Source organism: Pseudomonas sp. LS2P72, assembly GCF_054897865.1.
Genome location: NZ_CM142708.1, coordinates 6,269,557 through 6,284,989, shown reverse-complemented (window position 1 = coordinate 6,284,989; position 15,433 = coordinate 6,269,557). Strand labels below are relative to the sequence as shown.

The following is a 15,433-nucleotide window of genomic DNA, read 5'->3' as shown; positions in this document are numbered from 1 at the left end:
CTCGTCGGTGCGGCAACAAGGAGAAAACTCCATGAAGATGTTGCGTGTCCCTTTGTTGATGATCGGTTTGCTGCTCTGCGCCCAAGGCTTCGCCGCCACTGAACAACAGAACAAGATGACCACCTGCAATGCTGACGCTACCGCGAAAAGCCTCAAGGGAGATGAACGTAAAGCCTTCATGAGCAATTGCCTCAAAGCAGCACCCGCCGCCGATGCCGCCAAACCCCTGACTCCTCAGCAAGAGAAAATGAAAACCTGCAACGCCGATGCTGCTACTCAGGCGCTCAAGGGCGATGCGCGCAAAGCCTTCATGAGCGATTGCCTGAAGAAAAAATAATCATTGGGCTGGAAGATGTGGGGGCTGTGAGGGCCTCTTCGCGAGCAGGCTCGCTCCCACAATGGATCTGTGTACGCAGGACAAATGTGGGAGCGAGCCTGCTCGCGATGGGGCCAATAAGCTCACTGCAAAAAGTCGCCAGCGCCCCCACTAAGGTCGACCTACACAATCCCTAGTGCTGGCATCGGAACGCTGGCAGACTGCCAATCCTTTTACGCCGTTCGTTTTGAGGCTGTATGCCAACGTTTTCTCAACGCCAAGTCTTGCAAGTCATCAGTTGGGTCATCATTTTCGGCGGTTTGTTGTTGGTGATCCCGCTGCGATTACTGCCGAGTTTGCTGGCCGGGCTGCTGGTGTTCGAACTGGTCAACATGCTCACCCCGCAATTGCAGCGACTGATCGAAGGTCGGCGTGCGCGATGGCTGGCGGTGGCGTTGTTGGGGACGCTAGTGGTCAGTGTGTTGTCGCTGATCTTTGCCGGTGCCTTCAGCTTTCTGCTGCATGAAGCGGAAAACCCCGGCGCTTCTCTCGACAAATTCATGGGGGTGGTTGATCGGGCACGCGGGCAACTGCCGCCGTTCATTGACGCCTATCTGCCCGCCAGCGCCGCCGAGTTCCGCGTGGCGATTGGCGAGTGGGTGAGCAAGCACCTCAGCGACTTGCAACTGGTGGGCAAGGACGCGGCGCACATGTTTGTGACGCTGCTGATCGGCATGGTGCTGGGGGCGATCATTGCCTTGCAGCGCGTGCCGGACGTGACCAAGCGCAAGCCATTGGCCGCCGCACTGTTCGACCGCTTGCACCTGCTGGTCCAGGCGTTTCGCAACATCGTGTTCGCCCAGATCAAGATTTCCCTGCTCAACACCTTCTTCACCGGGATTTTCCTGGCGGTGGTCCTGCCGATGTTCGGGATCAAGCTGCCGCTGACCAAAACCCTGATCGTGCTGACCTTCCTGCTCGGCTTGTTGCCGGTGATCGGCAACCTGATGTCGAACACCCTGATCACCATCGTCGGTTTGTCGCTGTCGATCTGGGTGGCCGTGGCGGCGCTGGGTTACCTGATTGTTATCCACAAGCTCGAATACTTTCTCAACGCGCGCATCGTTGGCGGGCAGATCAGTGCCAAATCGTGGGAGTTGCTGCTGGCAATGCTGGTGTTCGAGGCCGCGTTCGGCCTGCCGGGGGTGGTGGCAGGGCCGATTTATTACGCGTACCTGAAGAGTGAGTTGAAGCAGGTGGGGATGGTTTAACCCCCCCCATCTCATTGTGGTGAGAAGATTTATTGTGGCGAGGGGATTTATCCCCGTTGGGCTGCGAAGCGGCCCCCTTATCGCTAAATGCGAGGACTGCTGCGCAGTCCAACGGGGATAAATCCCCTCGCCACAGATAAATCCCCACACCACAGGGTTTCGGATCAGTCCATGTTGCCGTAGCGCTTCATCGCTTCAATCGCCAAGCCACTGCCGATGCTACCGAAGATGTTCCCTTCCACATGCCGCGCGTTCGGCAACATCGCCGAAACGCTGTTGCGCAGTGCCGGAATTCCGCTCGAACCGCCGGTGAAGAACACCGTATCCACCTGATCAACACGCACATTGGCGTCGTTCAGTAGCTGGGTCACGCTGTTGCGCACGCGCTCCAGCAAGTTGTCGATGGCCGATTCGAACAGTGCCCGGCTCAACTCCACGCTCAACCCCGGTTCGATGCGGTCCAGCGGCACGTGGCGGCTGTCGGCGTGGGTCAGCTGGATCTTGGTTTCTTCCACTTCCATCGCCAGCCAGTGGCCGGCGCGCTGGTCGATCAGCTTGAACAGGCGATCGATGCCGCCGGTGTCTTCGATGTCGTAGCGCATGCTGCCCAGCGCCAGGGTGGACTTTTGCGAGTACACCGAGTTGATGGTGTGCCAGGTCGCCAGGTTCATGTGGTGGCTGGTGGGCATGTAGGCGCCGCTCTTCATCCGGCTGCCGTAGCCAAACAGCGGCATCAGGCCTTGCAGGCTCAGTTGCTTGTCGAAATCGGTCCCGCCGATGTGCACGCCACCGGTGGCGAGGATGTCATCGTGACGGTTGTCGTGGGTGCGACGTTCAGGGGACAGGCGCACCAACGAGAAGTCCGACGTACCACCGCCGATGTCGACGATCAGTACCAGCTCTTCTTTTTCGATGGTCGACTCATAGTCGAAGGCCGCCGCAATCGGTTCGTACTGGAACGAAACGTCCTTGAAACCGATGGCGCGGGCCACGTCCACCAGAGTGTTTTCGGCTTCCTGGTCGGCCAACTCATCGTCGTCGACGAAGAACACCGGACGACCCAGCACCACTTCATCGAACTCCCGACCGGCGGCGGTCTCGGCGCGCTTCTTCAGCTGGCCGATGAACAAACCGAGCAGGTCCTTGAACGGCATTGCCGTGCCGAGGACGCTGGTGTCGTGCTTGATCAGCTTGGAGCCCAGCAGGCTCTTGAGCGAGCGCATCAACCGGCCTTCATAGCCTTCCAGGTACTCGTGCAGCGCGAGGCGGCCGTACACCGGGCGGCGTTCTTCCATGTTGAAGAAGACCACCGAAGGCAGGGTGATCTTGTCGTCCTCCAGCGCGATCAGCGTTTCCATGCCGGGGCGCAGCCAGCCGACGGTGGAGTTGGACGTGCCGAAGTCGATACCACAGGCACGGGCTGGAGATGCGTTTTTCATGTCTTTCGAGTTCCGGTTAAAAAACGGCCGCGCAGTGTATGTCAGTGCGGCGCAGATTCGAAGGCCGACTATCTGCTAAATCACCGCGAATAGCGCCTTGATAAGCTGGCCCGATGCCCCAAACTTGTCTGCATCGACCCTGGCAGCCATTTGGCGGTCGCAAGAACTGCCCATCGCTGCCGATAAACTTCTGATGCGCTGCCCGGTCACAACCTTGCGATCGGTCAACCTTGCGGCTGCCAATTAAGCGCATGCTGCCGGTGGTGGCGCGATATCGATAATGGATGGTGATCCTTAGATGGACTTCAAAGACTATTACAAGATTCTCGGTGTGGAACCGACCGCGGACGATAAGGCGATCAAGGCCGCCTATCGCAAGCTGGCGCGCAAGTATCACCCGGACGTCAGCAAGGAAAAGGACGCCGAGTCCAAGTTCAAAGATGCCTCGGAAGCCTATGAAGCGCTGAAAAGCGCCGACAAGCGCGCCGAATACGACGACTTGCGCAAATACGGCCAGCACGGCCAACCGTTCCAGGGCCCGCCGGGTTGGCAGGGTCGTGGCGCAGGCGGTTTCGGTGGTGGTCAGGACTCGGGCGATTTTTCGGACTTCTTCAGTTCGATTTTCGGCAACCGTGGCCCTGGTTTTGGTGGTGGACAGTCGGGCCGTAGCGCCGGACGTCGAGGGCAAGACGTGGAAATGGAACTCGGGATTTTTCTGGAAGAAACCCTTTCGAACGAATCGAAAAAGGTCACCTTCCAGGTGCCGCAGTACAACGCTGCCGGCCAGCATGTCAGCAACACCAGCAAAAGCCTGAACGTGAAGATCCCGGCCGGCGTGGCCGACGGCGAGCGCATCCGCCTCAAGGGCCAGGGTGCACCGGGCACGGGTGGCGGGGCGAATGGCGACTTGTTCCTGATCATTCGCTTTGCGCCGCACCCCAAGTTCGACGTCGAAGGCGAAAACCTGATCATTACCTTGCCGCTGGCTCCGTGGGAGTTGGCATTAGGTACTGAGGTGGCAGTGCCTACACTGACAGGCAAGATCAACCTCAAGATTCCGGCCGGCAGCCAGAACGGCCAGCGCATGCGCGCCAAGGGCCACGGCTTGCTGAACAAGGCCGGCCATCGCGGTTATCTGTTTGTACAACTCAAGGCCGTCATGCCTAAAGCCTCGGACGACGAGGTCAAGGCGCTGTGGCAGGAACTGGCGAAAAAAGCGGCTTTCAACCCCAGAGAACACTTCTGATCCAAGAGACGGAGTAGCCCATCATGAGCAACCCCCTGATCGTTCAACTGGACATGGCAGAATTCTGTGAGGCGACCGACCTGTCGGACGTCTACGTGATCGAAATCGTCGAACACGGCATCCTAGAACCTCAGGGCACGCAGCCCAAGGATTGGCGTTTCAACGATTATGAGCTGGCCCTGGCCAAACGTGCCGCCAAGCTGCGCCGCGACCTGGAGCTGGAATGGGAAGGCGTCGCCCTGGCGCTCGACCTGCTGGAAGAAGTGCAGCAACTGCGCGCCGAGAACCGCATGCTCAAGCAGCGGTTGGCTCGGTTGGTGGTCGAATGACTCTGGCGACGCAGAGCATTGATTTCAGACCAGATCAACGCAAAACCAGGGTGTTATATATGTATGTTTAACTCTTTAATAGTTGAACGATCACGCTATTGAATGGCCGTCTGTCCAGCAGTTTTTTAGTCTTTTATTTCAGGGGGTGCGGCTTAAGCTGATCACTCTTATCGTTAGTTTGGTTGTTACATAATGTCTGAATTAAAAGAGTTGAAAGGTGTTGAACAACGTCCGGTTAATCAAGTTGCACATAAGGGCCCTCACCACGAACGTATTGTCCAGGCACTGCCCCGCGCCATAACAGAAGCGCCGGTGAGTCGACTGTTATCACTGGACGGTTCAAATGATTTAAATACGATTTTTCCCGATTGGTACATGAACGCGTCCAGCCTCAATCGGCGCTACCTCTCGCAACTGGTCGAGGAGCGCTGGCGCTTGCAGGCGAAGGTCGATGGCTCGCTGAAAAACCTGCAACAGGACATTCAGGCGTTCGCCAAACCCTTGCTGTCCACGCTCATCAGGTCAAATTTCAACACCCCTGTCGACGTCAGCCAACTGACGGTGAAGCTGTATGTTCCGGACAAGATTCTCTTCGGTATCGACCGTGGCGCCAGCTATCTGCGCGAATCCACGCTGCTGGAGGCGGCCTTGCACAACTTCGAAGAGCCGGAAACCGTTGAAGATCATTTCAGGACCGGTTCCGGTGTGTATTCGAGGAACTTCCAAGGAGAGTTGAAACTTGAAGCAACAATGACCACCCAAGAAATCGCCACGCTGTGTCGGCGACTGGACTTGGGTGCGCAGTATCAAACCCATATAAAAAGCATTCTGTTGCCGTCCGATCCAAACGCCAGGCAGTTATTGCAAGATAATGCGCTGGCCGCGCAAAAAGCGTCCTTTAATCTGGACGCGCTGATGGCTTATTTGAAAAAAGATATCAGCGAGTCTGCCTACGGCAAACTTCAACAGGTGCGTGATGGCAAAAGCGATATCAACTTTCACGGTCAGCCACTGCACCGACATCGGCTCTCGTTGATGGGCTTCGCCTTGCACGGCATCGTGTTGTTCAGTGCGGTGAGCCAGCCGTCCAGGCTCAAGTCGTTGGTCGACGAATTGACGCCTGACGGTCTGAAGTTCTGGAGCGACTGGTCGCAACGCATGCCGGCGCTGACGGGTAGTACTTACGACGCATACAAACTGCTGCAGTCGTTCCTGGCCAACGGCCCTGCCGGTGTGCATGAGGACATGCTGCGCCGCGAAGATATCTATCAGCAAAGCCGACTGGATGGACCGGTGATTGCCTACGTGCCGGACGATCCGCTGCATCCGTTAAAAGAGTACGACTCCCTCGCTGACTTCATGAAAGAGCTGCTGAGCCAACTGCGGGATACGGAGTATCAAGCGTTTTTCAGTCGCTTCGTGAGGCAAAAGGACAAGGGGAAATTCTTCGCCCGGGTCAAAGAGCGGCTGACGCGCGTTGTCTGGCAGCAACGCGAGCCGTTGGACATGGGCCCCTGGTGGCGGGAAACCGCAGTCGAAAATCCCACCGCAGAGCCCATCACCAACCTGATTGCCGGGGACTTGTGGCAATGGCTGTATGCCGACAAGCGCGATAAAGCCATTGCCGATGCGCGGGTGATCGCGGTGCCGACCGGCGACGAGGATGCCACCACGCGCTGGAAACGCCTGACCAGCTATCTGGACATTGGCTGGAACGTGTTCAACTTTGTCGGGATGTTGATCCCCGGTGTGGGTGAAGTCCTGTTGGGGGTGATGGTCGCGCAGATCGCCGAAGAACTGCTGGAGGGCATCGAGAACTGGAGCAAGGGCGACCGGGAGGAGGCTGGGGCGCACATCAACGGGGTGCTGATCAACTTTGCCCAGTTGGCGCTGATGGGCGCGGGGCATGTGCTGCCTCGGGGGGCCGTAGCGGTCAAGCCCAGCGCGCTGATCGACAGCCTCAAACCGGTGGAACTGCCCGGTGGCAAGACCCGCCTGTGGAGCGCCGACGTCGGGCCTTACGAGCACCCGGTGGCGCTGCCGGCCAATGCCGTGCCCAACGACATCGGTCTGATTGAACAGGGCGGCAAGCAGTGGCTGCGGCTGGAGGAAAAAAACTATCAGGTGAGCCAGGACCCGGTGACGGGGCAGCATCGACTGGAACATCCGCAGCGTCCCACCGCCTACAAACCGGTGGTGGAGCACAACAAGGCCGGTGCCTGGAAGGTCGAGACCGAGCGGCCGCTGGAGTGGGAAGCGAAACGGTTGATGCAGCGCATGCACACCACGCTCGACGGATACTCTGCGCAGACGTTAGGCATCATTCAACGCGTGAGCGGGATAGACGAAAGCCTGCTGCGCCGGTTGCACGTCGAGCATGAAACACCGCCAGCGCTGCTGCGCGATACCTTCTTGCGCTTCAATACCTATGCCGATGCGGAACGGTTCCCGCAGCACATCGCGGCTAACCAGATTCCCGACGCGATGATCGGATTTGTGCCAGAGGTCACGGTTGAACTGCCGCGTTGGCCCGAGAATTGGGCGCTGGAAGTTTTCGAGGCATCGGATCGTTCCGGGACCTCCGTCAAACACGGCAATGCAACGGCATCCGAGCCGATGACAATCAAGGTCAGTCGTTCCGAATTGGCTGCCGGAAAGCTGCCCGAGCGAGTCATTGAATCGCTGAATGAAACCGGGATTCGCGACCTGCTCGGCGATGAGGTTGCGGGGGGTACACCTGAGCGTATCGATGCGCTACGCAAGCAGTTGGTCGTGCAGGCAGGGAGGCACAAGAAAACCGTATTCGACGCACTCTACAAAAACCGCGATGTGTCCCGCGACCCTCGTGTGCAACGAGTGCTCAGTGACGTTCCGGAGTTGCCGGCCAGCGTTGCGCTGGAATTGCTGGAGAATGCCGAGCCGGCCGATTTGCAACACCTGAGCGAAAAACAGCGTCTCTCGCTGCGCTTGCGTCAACAGGCCCGGGCAGTGCGTGACCGGGTGCGATTGAACCGGGCTTATGAGGGCCTCTACCTTGAGGAGCTGGCCAGTGCCGACTCGCGCAGGCTCGAACTGGGCTCCTTGGTCAGCCTGCCCGGGTGGTCCGATGAGGTGCGGATCGAAATTCACGAACTGGGTTTCGGCGGGAAGCTGCACGCCAGTGTGGGGCCGGAAAGTGCGCCCATCCGCAAGGTGCTGATTCTCGAGGAAGACGGGCGTTACCAGACGCGGGACGCGGATGATCGGCATTTGCACGGCAGCGATGAGTTCTATGCTTCGGTCTTGCACGCCCTGCCGGATGCGCAACGCAACGCGTTGGGGTATGGCATTCACGAAGGCGCACGGCTCAAGTTTGCGATACAGCGCTCACCCCTGAGCCATGATCAGTTCGCGTCGACGTTGCTCGAGCATCCTATTCGTAAACCGGCTTACGACCCACACACCCTGAAGCTGCTCGGCGGGATGGACGGCTATCGGCGTGTTTCCAGAGACATGACGGACCGGCTTCGAATCCGCAGCCTTTACCCGTCGCTCACGGACGCAGAGCTCGACACGTTTATGGAGACCCTGCGCCAGCAAAACAGACCCATCGGATTACAGATCCATGAGCTTGAGACGAGTTCAACCAGATGGTTTCAACGCTGAACCAATGGGTGAAACGCCCCCTCCGGGATTTTCGTTTCGGCCCTAGTGGCGTGGCCGAATGGAATACCAGAAATGCCATCGCTGGAAAGATCAGGCGCTGCTGGCAGCGCAGCGGCCCAAGGCATCTGGATGGGTACGGAGGCGCTGTTGGGGAGGTGCTGGACCTGAGCAACCTGGATCTGAGCCCGCACATCGATAGCCTGCCCAAGCTTGCGGCCAACTTCGATCACGTGACGCGTCTGGAGTTAAGCAACACAGGATTGTCGAACATCGAACATCCTGTTCTTCAGTCCTTTCGCAAAGTGCGTGCGCTGCACCTGGCTCGAAACAGTTTGACCGCGTTGCCATCAAGCCTCGCCGAGATGCCACACCTGAGGGAGCTGGACCTTACGAGCAACCGGATTGTGTTGAACATCGTCGATCAGCAGAGGCTCAAGAACATGACCTTGCTGACCTCCTTGAAGCTGGGTGAAAACCCCCTGGGATTGTTGCCGAACGTCGGTCGCATGCCTGACTTGCACACCTTGATGCTGGCTAATACAGGCGCCACTACCTGGCCGCCCGGGCTGTTTGAGCGGCCACGGTTCCGGCACTTTCACCTGGACCTGCGCCGCAACGTGTTGACCCATATTCCGCCGGTTACGCCGGGTACCTGGCATGCCGAGATGTTGGGGCGTACGTGGCTCAGTCGCGAACCCGAGTGGATGTCGGCTGAAAATCTGGAGCGCCTCAAAGACTATGTACGGTCGGTGGGCATGGATCCTGAACGTCCTTACCCGCCGCTGGGTGTGATCACCAGTATCCAGTGGGAGGAAGGCTTGACGCGGCCTCAGTGGGTTGAAAAGCAGTACGTCTGGAACGAGGTTGAGGATGAATTCAATTCGACGGATTTTTTCGAAGAAATCAACGCACTCACCCTGTCCGCCGACTTCACCGCCAGCAAGGCCTATCGCGCCGATTTGACGGCCAAGGTCTGGCGAATGCTGGACACCATGGCTGAGAGCGCTCCATTGCGAGAGCAGTTTTTCAGGGAGGCCAACGTACGATCCAATTGCGTCGACGGTGCGACACAGCTTTTCAATGTCATGGGAATGGAGGTGCTGGTTCACGAAGCGTTGGCGCTCGGTAACAGCGGTTTGATCGAGGCTGAGCTGGTGAACCTGGCAAAGGGCAAGTCTCGACTGGACGAGCTCGAGAGAATTGCCAGGCGCCACATCGAGGCGCGCGAAGCGGCTGGTGAGCGGTTTCGACGTGAGGATGCCGCACGCAATGTCACGGGCACCATTGATGAGGTGGAGGTTCACCTGGCCTTCATGACGGATCTGGCCGAGCGGCTGGACCTGCCATGGCAGGCGCGCGGCATGCAGTTCCGCAAGATCGCAGGCGTTACCAGCGAAATGATCGAGGATGCCTATGAACGGATTCTGGGGCTTGAGGAGGGTGACCTGCTGCGTAACTCGATTGCCGAGCAACCTTTCTGGAAGTCCTTTGTCGAGCGATCGAACCGGGCACGCTTCAGGGCGATTGATCGCAAGACCATTGCCACCACCGAGTTCAAGGTTGCCCTGGATGAGCGGGCCAACAGCGCAACGCTGTCGCTGGAGGAAAAGGCCGGTTTGAAAGAGCGAATCCGCGTACTGGCGGCTGAGCTTGGTGAACCTGAAAGTGCTTTCGCACCCGGCCAGATCATGACCGACGAGGCTTATATCCAAGCGCTGGAAACGATCAAGGCCGAGCGTGAAGCCTTGCTGTTGCAGCTGACCCAGGAAGCCATGGACCGGGCGAAACTGAATCGGGTTGAAATACCTTTTACGGTTGCCCCGGGCAACTGATACCTGAACGTCTCAGCCCCGAGTGCCGCATGGTGCACTCGGGGCTTTTGTACGCTTGAGGCGTCAGAACAGGAAATAGCGCTGCGCCATCGGCAACACATCCGCCGGTTCACACCACAGCAAAACACCGTCAGCCTTGACCTGATAAGTCTGCGGATCGACGTCGATGTTCGGCAGGTAATCATTGTGTATCAGGTCGGTTTTCTGCACGTCACGGCAACCTTTGACCACGGCGATTTTCTTTTTCAAACCCAGTGCTTCGGGCAACCCGGCATCCGAAGCCGCCTGGCTGATAAAGGTCAGGCTGGTGGCCTGCAGCGAACCACCGTAACTGGCGAACATCGGACGGTAATGCACCGGTTGCGGTGTTGGGATCGACGCGTTGGCATCGCCCATCAGGCTGGCGGCGATGGCGCCGCCCTTGAGGATCAGCGTTGGTTTGACCCCGAAAAACGCCGGGCGCCAGAGCACCAGATCGGCCCATTTACCCACTTCGACCGAGCCCACTTCATGGCTGATGCCGTGGGTGATTGCCGGGTTGATCGTGTACTTGGCGATGTAGCGTTTGGCGCGGAAGTTGTCGTTGCCTTCGCCATCACCGGGCAGCGGGCCGCGCTGTTTTTTCATCTTGTCGGCGGTTTGCCAGGTGCGCGTGATGACTTCGCCAACGCGGCCCATGGCCTGGCTGTCGGAGCTGATCATCGAGAACGCGCCGAGGTCGTGAAGGATGTCTTCGGCGGCGATGGTTTCACGACGGATACGGCTTTCGGCGAACGCTACGTCTTCGGCAATGCTCGGGTCCAGGTGATGGCAGACCATCAGCATGTCGAGGTGTTCATCGATGGTGTTGCGGGTGAACGGCCGGGTCGGGTTGGTCGAGCTCGGCAGTACGTTGGCAAAGCCGCAGGCCCTGATGATGTCCGGGGCATGACCGCCGCCCGCACCTTCGGTGTGATAGGTGTGAATGGTGCGGCCCTTGAACGCGGCGAGGGTGGTTTCGACGAAACCCGACTCGTTGAGGGTGTCGGTGTGGATCGCCACTTGTACATCGTACTGGTCGGCGACGTTCAGGCAGTTGTCGATGCTCGCCGGGGTGGTGCCCCAGTCTTCGTGCAGCTTCAGGCCGATGGCCCCGGCCTTGACCTGCTCGATCAACGGTTCCGGCAGGCTGGCGTTGCCCTTGCCGGTGAAGCCAATGTTCATTGGGAACGCATCGGCGGCCTGGAGCATGCGCGCCAAGTGCCACGGTCCGGACGTGCAGGTGGTTGCATTGGTGCCCGTGGCCGGGCCGGTGCCGCCACCGATCATGGTGGTGACGCCGCTCATCAATGCTTCTTCGATCTGCTGCGGGCAGATGAAGTGGATGTGCGTGTCGATGCCGCCTGCGGTGAGGATCATGCCTTCACCGGCGATAACTTCGGTGCTGGCGCCGACTGCAATGGTCACGTTCGGCTGGATGTCCGGGTTGCCGGCCTTGCCGATGGCGGCGATGCGCCCGTCCTTGAGGCCGACATCGGCTTTGACGATGCCCCAGTGGTCGATGATCAGCGCGTTGGTGATCAGGGTGTCGACGACTTCTGCGGCGAGTAATTGGCTTTGACCCTGGCCGTCGCGGATGACTTTACCGCCGCCGAATTTCACTTCTTCGCCGTAGGTGGTGAAGTCTTTTTCGACTTCGATCCACAGTTCGGTGTCGGCCAGGCGGACCTTGTCACCGACGGTGGGACCGAACATGTCGGCGTAGGCCTGACGGGAAATCTTCATGTGTTCGCCTTGGGATTCAATTGATTTTGAGACCGCTCGCATAGCTCGCTATCGCGAGCAAGCTCTGCTCCTACAGGTGACCGCGATCTCCTGTAGGAGCAAGGCTTGCGGCGCGATGGGGCCTGTGCAGACACCGCAATACTTAAAGGTCACCCATGATCCGCCCCGCAAACCCGAACACCCGGCGATGCCCGGCCAAGTCTACCAACTCGACCTCGCGGCTCTGTCCCGGCTCGAAGCGCACGGCGGTGCCGGCGGGGATGTTCAGGCGCATACCGCGGCTGGCGGCGCGGTCGAACGTCAGGGCGTCGTTGGTTTCGAAAAAGTGATAGTGCGAGCCGACCTGGATCGGACGGTCGCCGCTGTTGGCCACCTTCAGGCTGAGGGTGCGGCGGCCAACGTTGAGTTCGATCTCACCGGGCTGGATCTGGTATTCACCGGGAATCATCAATGGGCTCCCTGGAGAATCTTGTAATAGAGGGCGGTCGGTCTGTAGCGACCGCTCGGGTCGCAGGCATAGTCGGGGATTTCGCCGGCGCGGGTGTAACCCAGGGCCTTGTAGAAGTCTTCGGCAGGGGAGCCGGCCTCGGTGTCGAGGTAGAGCATGCCGCGTTTGTGCTGGAGGGCGGCCGTTTCCAGCGCACTCATCAATTGCTGCCCCAGGCCCCGGCGACGTGCATGTTCACGCACCAGCAGTTTTTGCACTTCGGCGCGGTTCAGGCCGTTGGCTTTCTGGCACAGGGTCAGTTGCACGCTGGCCTGCACTTGCTCGTCCTTGACCACCACCCACAGCAGCACGTTGCCCTTGTTCAGGTTCTCCTGGACATCATCGAAATAGGCTCGGGCCTGGGTGGCGTCCAGATTGGCCATGAACCCGACGCTGGCGCCATAGCCGACGGCGTCGAGCAGCAGATCAATCAAACCCTGACGATAGTGCGCAAAGCTTTCAACATTGACGCGGCGCAGTTGGGCGGCGTTCATGGGCAATTACTCCTTGTTGGCGGTCGGCGGCTCCGCGCCAGGATTGAGGGTCAGTTGCATAAAAGTCAGGTCGAGCCAACGACCGAACTTGGTGCCCACCTGAGGCATCTGGCCGGTCGTCACAAAACCGGCTCGTTCATGCAGGCGAATAGACGCGGCGTTACCGCTTTCGATGGCGGCGACCATCACATGTTTGTCGCAGCCTTTGGCGCGCTCGATCAACGCGATCATCAATTGCGGGCCGAGACCATTGCCACGCTGGTCGCTGCGCACGTAAACCGAGTGCTCGACGGTGTGACGGAAGCCGTCGAACGGGCGCCAGTCACCGAATGAAGCGTAGCCCAGCACCGAGTTGTCGCCGTTGACGATCACCAGAATCGGATAACCCTGGGATTGCCGGGCGCTGAACCAGGCCTGGCGGTTACCCAGATCCACGGCCTGTTCGTTCCAGATGGCCGTGGTGTTGAGCACGGCGTCGTTGTAGATGTCGCGGATCGCCGGCAGGTCGGCATGCGCTGCATCGCGGATGTGGTAAGTCATGGCGCGGCCTCAGGCGATCGGTTGGTGGACGGTGACCAGTTTGGTGCCGTCGGGAAAGGTCGCTTCGACCTGGATCTCCGGGATCATTTCCGGGATGCCTTCCATCACTTGTTCGCGGCTGAGCAGGGTGGTGCCGAAGTGCATCAACTCGGCCACGGTCCGGCCGTCACGGGCGCCTTCGAGCAGCGCTGCGGAAATGTAGGCCATGGCTTCCGGGTAGTTGAGTTTCACGCCGCGCGCCAAACGCCGCTCGGCCACGAGGCCGGCGGTGAAGATCAGCAGCTTGTCTTTTTCGCGTGGGGTCAGGTCCATCGTTTGGAATCCATATCGGCAGTTAAAAGGTCACTCAACCTGTAGGAGCATGGCTTGCCCGCGATGGGGGCGCCGCGGTTTAACTGGAATACCGCGTTATCGTTCATCGCGGGCAAGCCATGCTCCTACAGGGGATAGGCGTTCAGGTGCTCCATATTCTGGGTGGGACAGCTTCTCGGCCGAGCAACGCCGGCCTGAGCAATCGCCACAAATCGATCAACCAGCCCCGGGCCAACAGGGCTTCACTGGCCAGACATCGTGCGACTAAAAGCCCCGGTAACTGGGTCAGATCTCCGCGCACGTCATGGGGCAGTGAACGGCATTTTTCCAGTAAGTCGCTATCAATCTCACCGGTCACCAACAACGTCGCAAACACCGGTTGCCCATCCAGCCCAATCGGCGAATCAAGCAAACCGTCACTCCCGACAATGCGCTGGCGTTCATGCCAGAGCAACTGGCCGTCGCGGCGGATGTCCAACTGCGCCTGAAAATGCCCGAGGTCGAAACGCTCGCCACTGGCCGGGCGACCCAGCGCCACCACATCCCAGTAAAACACCTGCGCATCGCCTTCCAGATCAATCGAGGTGCAGAGCTCCGCCTGGGCGTCGCTGAAGATAATCGTCTCTTGTGGCAACCATTCCAGTGTCGCGCCGGCGGCTACTTTCAAGTCGAGTTTCTGGTAAGCGGGCCCCGCCGCGCGGTACCACTTGGCCGCGCCAGGGCTGGTGATTTGCGCCCAGGCATCGCGGCCGACACTGGCCGAAATGTCCAGCCGATCACCCCCGGCAATCCCGCCCGGCGGGTGCACGATAATGTGCTGGCAAACTTCTGGCCCTTCGGCATACAGGTGTTTCTGCACCCGCAGCGGGCCTTTGTGACGGCGCTGAACCGGGCGCGTACTGTCGCCGAATCGGGCGTAGCCGAGTTCCAGCTCAGCGTGCCAGCTGGGGGTAAACACGGCAGTGGGAACAGGTAAATTCATGGCTTCTAATTATCGTTGGGACGCTACAGATTAGATCGTAGCCTTATATCGTAACCAGACCGCGTACACCCTCGGCCTCCATATTTTCTCCGCGACCCTGTTGCACTATTTCGCCCCGGGACATCACCAGGTACTGATCGGCCAGTTCGGCGGCGAAATCGTAGAACTGCTCCACCAGCAAAATCGCCATATCACCACGGGCCGCAAGCTTCTTGATCACCGCGCCGATTTCCTTGATCACCGATGGCTGGATGCCTTCGGTGGGCTCGTCGAGAATCAGCAAGCGTGGACGGCTGGCCAACGCTCGGCCGATCGCCAATTGCTGCTGTTGGCCACCGGACAAGTCACCCCCGCGCCGTTGCTTCATCTGCAGCAGCACCGGAAACAGCTCGTAGATGAACGCCGGGACTTCCTTGGCTTCAGCGCCGGGAAATCTCGACAGGCCCATCAGCAGGTTTTCTTCCACGGTCAGCCGGCCGAAAATTTCCCGGCCTTGAGGTACATAAGCGATTCCGGCATGAACCCGCTGGTGTGGCTTGAACGCGGTGATCGGTTTGCCTTCCCAGTTCACCGCGCCTTCTTTGGCCGGCAACAAACCCATCAGGCATTTGAGCAGGGTGGTCTTGCCCACACCGTTGCGTCCGAGCAGGCAGGTGACTTCGCCGACTTTCACGTCAAACGTCAGGCCCCGCAGGATGTGGCTTCCGCCGTAATACTGGTGCAACTTGTCGACTTGCAGCATGTCTGAACTCTCCTCAAATCCCCTGTGGGAGCGA

At 59.3% G+C, this 15,433-nt stretch carries 14 protein-coding genes; 6 read left to right on the top strand and 8 right to left on the bottom strand.

All coding sequences use genetic code 11. The features are described from left to right. Nucleotides 1-31 precede the first annotated feature (31 nt). Both ACYZUA_RS28795 and ACYZUA_RS28790 read left to right on the top strand, forming a co-directional pair. Complete coding sequence (locus ACYZUA_RS28795) at nucleotides 32-337, top strand: PsiF family protein (RefSeq protein ID WP_461961536.1); 306 nt, start codon at nucleotides 32-34, stop codon at nucleotides 335-337. Nucleotides 338-573: 236 nt separating this feature from the next. Next, nucleotides 574-1,587, top strand: coding sequence for an AI-2E family transporter (locus ACYZUA_RS28790; RefSeq protein ID WP_461961535.1), 1,014 nt, complete (start codon nucleotides 574-576; stop codon nucleotides 1,585-1,587). 164 nt (nucleotides 1,588-1,751) lie between these two features. On the opposite strand, the gene ACYZUA_RS28785 is transcribed toward ACYZUA_RS28790, so the two are convergent. Continuing rightward, a complete protein-coding gene (locus ACYZUA_RS28785) occupies nucleotides 1,752-3,026 on the bottom strand; it encodes an Hsp70 family protein (RefSeq protein WP_074873323.1) in 1,275 nt (424 codons plus the stop codon). A gap of 298 nt (nucleotides 3,027-3,324) precedes the next feature. Here ACYZUA_RS28785 and ACYZUA_RS28780 point away from each other — a divergent pair, with 298 nt between their 5' ends. The 4 genes from ACYZUA_RS28780 to ACYZUA_RS28765 all read left to right on the top strand — a co-directional run bounded on the left by ACYZUA_RS28780 (nucleotide 3,325) and on the right by ACYZUA_RS28765 (nucleotide 10,078). Next, nucleotides 3,325-4,272: a DnaJ C-terminal domain-containing protein gene (locus ACYZUA_RS28780; RefSeq protein ID WP_461961534.1), complete on the top strand. Its 948-nt coding sequence runs from the start codon at nucleotides 3,325-3,327 to the stop codon at nucleotides 4,270-4,272. 23 nt (nucleotides 4,273-4,295) lie between these two features. Then, nucleotides 4,296-4,601, top strand: a complete 306-nt coding sequence (locus ACYZUA_RS28775) for a chaperone modulator CbpM (protein ID WP_461961533.1) — start codon at nucleotides 4,296-4,298, stop codon at nucleotides 4,599-4,601. Between the two features lie 375 nt (nucleotides 4,602-4,976). Continuing rightward, nucleotides 4,977-8,246 (top strand): dermonecrotic toxin domain-containing protein, encoded by a 3,270-nt coding sequence (locus ACYZUA_RS28770; protein ID WP_461961532.1) that lies wholly within the window; start codon nucleotides 4,977-4,979, stop codon nucleotides 8,244-8,246. Nucleotides 8,247-8,401: 155 nt separating this feature from the next. Further along, nucleotides 8,402-10,078 carry an NEL-type E3 ubiquitin ligase domain-containing protein gene (locus ACYZUA_RS28765; protein WP_461961531.1) on the top strand — a complete coding sequence of 559 codons (1,677 nt, stop codon included), beginning with the start codon at nucleotides 8,402-8,404 and terminating at the stop codon, nucleotides 10,076-10,078. Nucleotides 10,079-10,141: 63 nt separating this feature from the next. Here the strand turns inward: ACYZUA_RS28765 and ureC are convergent, their stop codons facing one another. The 7 genes from ureC to urtE form a co-directional block, all read right to left on the bottom strand. After that, nucleotides 10,142-11,842: an urease subunit alpha gene (gene ureC / locus ACYZUA_RS28760; RefSeq protein ID WP_461961530.1), complete on the bottom strand. Its 1,701-nt coding sequence runs from the start codon at nucleotides 11,840-11,842 to the stop codon at nucleotides 10,142-10,144. 142 nt (nucleotides 11,843-11,984) lie between these two features. Further along, nucleotides 11,985-12,290, bottom strand: a complete 306-nt coding sequence (locus ACYZUA_RS28755) for an urease subunit beta (protein ID WP_102669228.1) — start codon at nucleotides 12,288-12,290, stop codon at nucleotides 11,985-11,987. Then, nucleotides 12,290-12,823 (bottom strand): GNAT family N-acetyltransferase, encoded by a 534-nt coding sequence (locus ACYZUA_RS28750; protein ID WP_461961529.1) that lies wholly within the window; start codon nucleotides 12,821-12,823, stop codon nucleotides 12,290-12,292. The genes ACYZUA_RS28755 and ACYZUA_RS28750 overlap by 1 nt, the downstream gene beginning before the upstream one ends. Before the next feature lie 6 nt (nucleotides 12,824-12,829). Next, nucleotides 12,830-13,363 carry a GNAT family N-acetyltransferase gene (locus ACYZUA_RS28745; protein ID WP_461961528.1) on the bottom strand — a complete coding sequence of 178 codons (534 nt, stop codon included), beginning with the start codon at nucleotides 13,361-13,363 and terminating at the stop codon, nucleotides 12,830-12,832. A gap of 9 nt (nucleotides 13,364-13,372) precedes the next feature. Then, complete coding sequence (gene ureA / locus ACYZUA_RS28740; RefSeq protein WP_033055605.1) at nucleotides 13,373-13,675, bottom strand: urease subunit gamma; 303 nt, start codon at nucleotides 13,673-13,675, stop codon at nucleotides 13,373-13,375. Nucleotides 13,676-13,817: 142 nt separating this feature from the next. After that, nucleotides 13,818-14,657 (bottom strand): urease accessory protein UreD, encoded by an 840-nt coding sequence (locus tag ACYZUA_RS28735; protein ID WP_461961527.1) that lies wholly within the window; start codon nucleotides 14,655-14,657, stop codon nucleotides 13,818-13,820. 43 nt (nucleotides 14,658-14,700) lie between these two features. Then, nucleotides 14,701-15,399 carry an urea ABC transporter ATP-binding subunit UrtE gene (urtE, locus tag ACYZUA_RS28730; protein WP_033055608.1) on the bottom strand — a complete coding sequence of 233 codons (699 nt, stop codon included), beginning with the start codon at nucleotides 15,397-15,399 and terminating at the stop codon, nucleotides 14,701-14,703. Nucleotides 15,400-15,433: the final 34 nt, after the last annotated feature.

Coding starts and splice junctions, on each gene's coding strand:
- ACYZUA_RS28795 (WP_461961536.1), top strand. CDS start 32: ATGAAGATGTTGCGTGTCCCTTTGTTGATGATCGGTTTGCTGCTCTGC.
- ACYZUA_RS28790 (WP_461961535.1), top strand. CDS start 574: ATGCCAACGTTTTCTCAACGCCAAGTCTTGCAAGTCATCAGTTGGGTC.
- ACYZUA_RS28785 (WP_074873323.1), bottom strand. CDS start 3,026: ATGAAAAACGCATCTCCAGCCCGTGCCTGTGGTATCGACTTCGGCACG.
- ACYZUA_RS28780 (WP_461961534.1), top strand. CDS start 3,325: ATGGACTTCAAAGACTATTACAAGATTCTCGGTGTGGAACCGACCGCG.
- ACYZUA_RS28775 (WP_461961533.1), top strand. CDS start 4,296: ATGAGCAACCCCCTGATCGTTCAACTGGACATGGCAGAATTCTGTGAG.
- ACYZUA_RS28770 (WP_461961532.1), top strand. CDS start 4,977: ATGAACGCGTCCAGCCTCAATCGGCGCTACCTCTCGCAACTGGTCGAG.
- ureC (WP_461961530.1), bottom strand. CDS start 11,842: ATGAAGATTTCCCGTCAGGCCTACGCCGACATGTTCGGTCCCACCGTC.
- ACYZUA_RS28755 (WP_102669228.1), bottom strand. CDS start 12,290: ATGATTCCCGGTGAATACCAGATCCAGCCCGGTGAGATCGAACTCAAC.
- ACYZUA_RS28750 (WP_461961529.1), bottom strand. CDS start 12,823: ATGAACGCCGCCCAACTGCGCCGCGTCAATGTTGAAAGCTTTGCGCAC.
- ACYZUA_RS28745 (WP_461961528.1), bottom strand. CDS start 13,363: ATGACTTACCACATCCGCGATGCAGCGCATGCCGACCTGCCGGCGATC.
- ureA (WP_033055605.1), bottom strand. CDS start 13,675: ATGGACCTGACCCCACGCGAAAAAGACAAGCTGCTGATCTTCACCGCC.
- ACYZUA_RS28735 (WP_461961527.1), bottom strand. CDS start 14,657: ATGAATTTACCTGTTCCCACTGCCGTGTTTACCCCCAGCTGGCACGCT.
- urtE (WP_033055608.1), bottom strand. CDS start 15,399: ATGCTGCAAGTCGACAAGTTGCACCAGTATTACGGCGGAAGCCACATC.